The 4729-nt window shown below is 31.9% G+C and carries 2 protein-coding genes and 1 pseudogene; 2 read left to right on the top strand and 1 reads right to left on the bottom strand.

Annotation, left to right across the window (positions count from 1 at the left end; all coding sequences use genetic code 11):
* On the top strand, positions 1-118 hold a 118-nt coding region (locus tag A3M9_RS14525; RefSeq protein WP_143290224.1), incomplete at its 5' end, for a transposase.
* Positions 119-325: 207 nt separating this feature from the next.
* Here A3M9_RS14525 and nifJ read toward each other — a convergent pair.
* A complete protein-coding gene (gene nifJ / locus A3M9_RS0111995) occupies positions 326-3853 on the bottom strand; it encodes a pyruvate:ferredoxin (flavodoxin) oxidoreductase (RefSeq protein WP_027309401.1) in 3528 nt (1175 codons plus the stop codon).
* Between the two features lie 222 nt (positions 3854-4075).
* Between nifJ and A3M9_RS13930 the strand changes: the two are divergent.
* Positions 4076-4498, top strand: a pseudogene (locus A3M9_RS13930) (HAD-IIB family hydrolase); the annotation flags it as partial.
* Positions 4499-4729 lie beyond the last annotated feature (231 nt).

The following is a 4729-nucleotide window of genomic DNA, read 5'->3' as shown; positions in this document are numbered from 1 at the left end:
ATATACAAATGCTTGTACTGAAGGCTTTAATAACAAAATTAAAGTTATTAAAAGAAATGCCTTCGGCTTTAAAAACTTTGATAGGTTTAGAAATAGAATTCTTCATTGCTGTAATTAAAGTAAATTATAATACCAAATTTTAGAAAACCAACTCCCGTTGGTCTTTTTGTCCTGCAATTTTTTGCAGGGGACTCTCCCCCATCCAACCTATCTTTATAAAATCACTCTCAAACAAGAAAGGACAGGCATTCTAATTGAATACCCGCCCCAACAATTGACAAAGAGCCTAAATTAAAAGGCACTGCAATGCAGTGCCTTAATCAAATTACTGTTCTGCTAATTTTTTATAAACTTCGTATCTTTCCTTCAAATCATCTTCAGCCTTTTTATACATTAGTTCAGCAAGTTCAGGTTGAACTTTAGATAGTGCTGCATATCTTACTTCACCCATTAAGAAATCTTTAATTGGCATTGTTGGTTCCTTTGAATCTAATACAAATGGATTTTTACCTTCTTCCTTAAGCATTGGATTATATCTATAAAGATGCCAATATCCTGCATTTACTGCACGTTTTGCTTCTTCTTGAGTATTTCCCATACCTATCTTTATTCCTTGATTTATACATGGTGAATATGCAATTATAACCGCTGGTCCATCGTAATTTTCAGCTTCAACTAAAGCCTTTAGATATTGGTTTTTATCTGCTCCCATTGCAACCTGAGCTACATATACATAACCATAGCTCATTGCCATCATACCAAGGTCCTTCTTTTTAGTCTTCTTACCAGATGCAGCAAATTGTGCAATAGCTGCTGCTGGAGTTGCTTTTGATGATTGACCTCCTGTATTTGAGTAAACTTCTGTATCTAAAACTAAAATCTTTACATCTTCACCTGAAGCAATTACATGGTCTAATCCACCAAATCCTATATCATACGCCCATCCATCTCCACCTATAATCCATGTTGATTTTCTTGATAGATAATCCTTATGCATTAAAACATCTTCAACAACTTGCTTAACATTTTCATTTGTAGCATTATATGATTTTAGCTTTTCAACCATTGCTTCAGCTACAGCTCTTGATTGTTTTTTATCATTATTATTGTTTATATAGTTTATAACGGCTTCCTTAACTGCAGCATCATCTATCATTTCAACTATACTTTGTAATTTACTTACCATTCTTTCTCTTATTTGTTTTGCTCCTAAATGAATTCCTAATCCATATTCTGCATTGTCTTCAAATAGTGAATTTGCCCAGGCTGGTCCAAAACCCTTTTCATTTTTACAATATGGTGTAGAAGGTGCACTACCACCATATATTGAAGAACAACCTGTTGCATTTGCTATAATCATTCTATCTCCATATAGTTGAGTTAAAACTTTAATGTATGGTGTTTCACCACAACCTGCACATGCTCCATGGAATTCAAATAATGGTTGTTCAAATTGACTTCCCTTTATTGTTTCCTTATTCATTGGATTAGGTTTCATTGGTAAACTAAATGCATAATCATAGTTCTTTTGTTCATGCATTTGAGTTTCGATTAGTTCCATTTCAAGTGCCTTAGTCTTTGCTGGACATACTTGAACACAGTTTCCACATCCTGTACAATCAAGCACACTTATTTGTAACGCAAAATTATATCCTTCAAAATTCTTTCCTCCGCCTGCCTTTAGATACTTAAATCCTTCAGGTGCATTTTTAACTTCTTCATCTGTTAATAGGAATGGTCTTATTACCGCATGTGGACATACAAAAGAACATTGATTACATTGAATACAATTTTCTGGTATCCACTTAGGTACCTTAACTGCTATTCCTCTCTTTTCATATCTTGTTGTACCAGCTGGGAATGTACCATCTTCAATACCTACAAATGCACTTACTGGTAATTCATCACCCTTTAATTTATTCATTGGTTCTAATATTTTCTTAATAAATTCTGGTTTATTATCATCTATATTTTTATTTACTTCAGCATTTCTCCAGTCTGATGGAATATCTACTTTAACCAATGATTCTATTGCTTTATCAATTGCAGTATGATTCATCTTAACAACTTCTTCGCCCTTTAATCCATAATTTTCTACTACTGCATCCTTTAAGTACTTAACTGCATCTTCAAAAGGAATTATATTGGCTAGTTTAAAGAATGCTGTTTGCATTATCATATTTATTCTTCCACCTAGGCCTATCTTACTTGCAAGGTCAAAGGCATTAATTATATAAAAATTAATATTCTTTTCTGCCAAGGTCTTTTTCATTTCTGCAGGAAGTTTTTCAGATAATTCTTCCTTAGACCACATACAATTTAGTAAGAAGATTCCACCATCTTTAATTCCTTCTAAAACATCATATTTATATACATAAGATGGATGATGGCATGCAATAAAATCAGCCTTTTTAATCAAATAAGGAAGTTTAATAGGTTTTTTACCAAATCTTAAATGTGATACTGTTACACCACCAGATTTTTTAGAATCATATGAAAAGTACGCTTGAGCATATAAGTCTGTTTTATCACCTATAATCTTTATAGAACTCTTGTTTGCACCAACAGTTCCATCCGAACCAAATCCAAAAAACTTACATGAAACTGTTCCTTCAGGAGTAACATCAACTTCATCTGCAATAGGTAAAGATGTATATGTAACATCATCTACAATTCCTATTGTAAATTTATTTTTAGGCTCATTAAGCTTTAAGTTGTCAAAAACTGCAATTATTTGACCTGGAGTAGTATCTTTTGAACCTAATCCGTATCTGCCGCCTACTATAACTGGTCTATCCTTCATATCATAATATGCTGCTCTAACATCTTCATATAATGGTTCTCCTAATGAACCTGGTTCCTTTGTTCTGTCTAAAACAGCTATGTACTTAACTGACTTAGGCATTTCATTTATAAAATGTTTAATTGAGAAAGGTCTAAACAATCTAACTTTTAATAAACCAACCTTTTCTCCCTTTGAATTCAAATAATCTACTACTGTTTCAATTGTTTCACAAACTGAACCCATTGCGACTATAACTCTTTCAGCATCAGGTGCACCATAATAATTGAAAGGTTTATAGTTTCTTCCTGTTAGTTTGTTGATTTCATTCATATATGATTCAACTATATCTGGAACTGCATCATAAAATCTGTTTGCAGCTTCTCTTCCTTGAAAATATATATCTGGATTTTGAGCTGTTCCTCTTGTTACTGGGCTTTCTGGTTTTAATGCTCTATTTCTAAACTCTTGTAGTGCTTTATAATCTACAAGTTTAGCCAATTCATCATACTCAAGTATTTCTATCTTTTGCATTTCGTGTGATGTTCTAAATCCATCAAAGAAATGTAAGAAAGGCACCCTTGATTTTATCGCTGATAGATGAGCTACTGCTCCTAAATCCATTGCTTCTTGAACACTTGCAGAAGATAGTAGTGCAAATCCTGTTTGTCTTGCTGCCATAACATCTTGATGGTCGCCAAATATTGATAGAGCATGTGCTGCTATTGCTCTTGCACTTACATGAAATACTCCTGGTAATAATTCACCAGCAATCTTATACATATTAGGAATCATAAGTAATAATCCTTGAGATGCAGTAAATGTTGTAGTTAATGCACCACTTTGAAGTGAACCATGTACCGCACCTGCAGCACCTGCTTCAGATTGCATTTCTATAACCTTTACTTCTTGACCAAATATATTTTTTCTTCCTGCTGCACTCCATTCGTCTACTTTTTCTGCCATATTAGAAGATGGAGTTATAGGATAAATAGCAGCTACTTCTGTAAATGCATAGGCTACATGTGCTGCAGCGGTATTACCATCCATTGTTTTCATTTTTCTTGCCATTGTTACCCCTTCTTTCCTAATTTATTATATTTCTATTATATATTAATAAATAATAATTATCAATAGAAATTAAATATATTTTTAAACAATACTCCTTTAATATTATTCCCAACAAAATTTTAATATACACTATACACCTAATGTTAACAAATTATTAATATTATGATACTCTATAGCTGTTATAATATTATCGTGATCAAATAATTTGTGGAGGGAATTGAAATGTATAAATTAATAGCTTTAGATATGGATGGTACTCTATTGAATGAAAATAAAGAAATTTCAAAATCAAATTTAGAAGCAATACAATTTGCAAGAAGAAAGGGAATTAAGGTTGTTTTAGCTACTGGGAGACCAACCAAGGGCATAGAAAAATATTTAAAGGAACTTAACCTTATAGATGAAAATGAATATGCTGTATCTTATAATGGAGCTGTTGTACAAGAAGTGAAATCAGGAAAAATTATAGCAAAAAATGTTATGTCATTAGATGATTTAAAACAATTATATAATTTAAGTAAAGAATTAAATGTAAACATACATGCTTTAACTCCAAATAGCTGCATAACACCTAAAATAAATCAGTATAGTGAACTTGAAGCTACAATGAACAATATACCATTCAGAGATTTCGCACTTGAAAATTTTTAGGGTGGTAAGTCCGTTGATTTATAAGGGTTAAGAAATAGTAAGTAGAAATTAGGTATTTTCCGATTTTTACTGGAAAATATAGAGAAAAAATTTGCATAAAGAAAGCATCCTTTTTATAATAGTTTTGCCACAAACAAACATAAAAAGGATGCTGATGAAATGAACAAAAGTTATTTAAAACAAATGCTCACTTACTTTTCTAAAGTATATCATCTTGGAGAAAAA

The sequence above is a fragment of the Caloramator sp. ALD01 genome (assembly GCF_000472625.1).
Classification (GTDB): Bacteria; Bacillota; Clostridia; order Clostridiales; family Caloramatoraceae; genus Thermobrachium; species Thermobrachium proteoclasticum.
The sequence above is the reverse complement of the archived record's forward strand: the minus strand, read 5'-3'. Positions and strand labels throughout refer to the sequence as shown.

Coding starts and splice junctions, on each gene's coding strand:
- nifJ (WP_027309401.1), bottom strand. CDS start 3,853: ATGGCAAGAAAAATGAAAACAATGGATGGTAATACCGCTGCAGCACAT.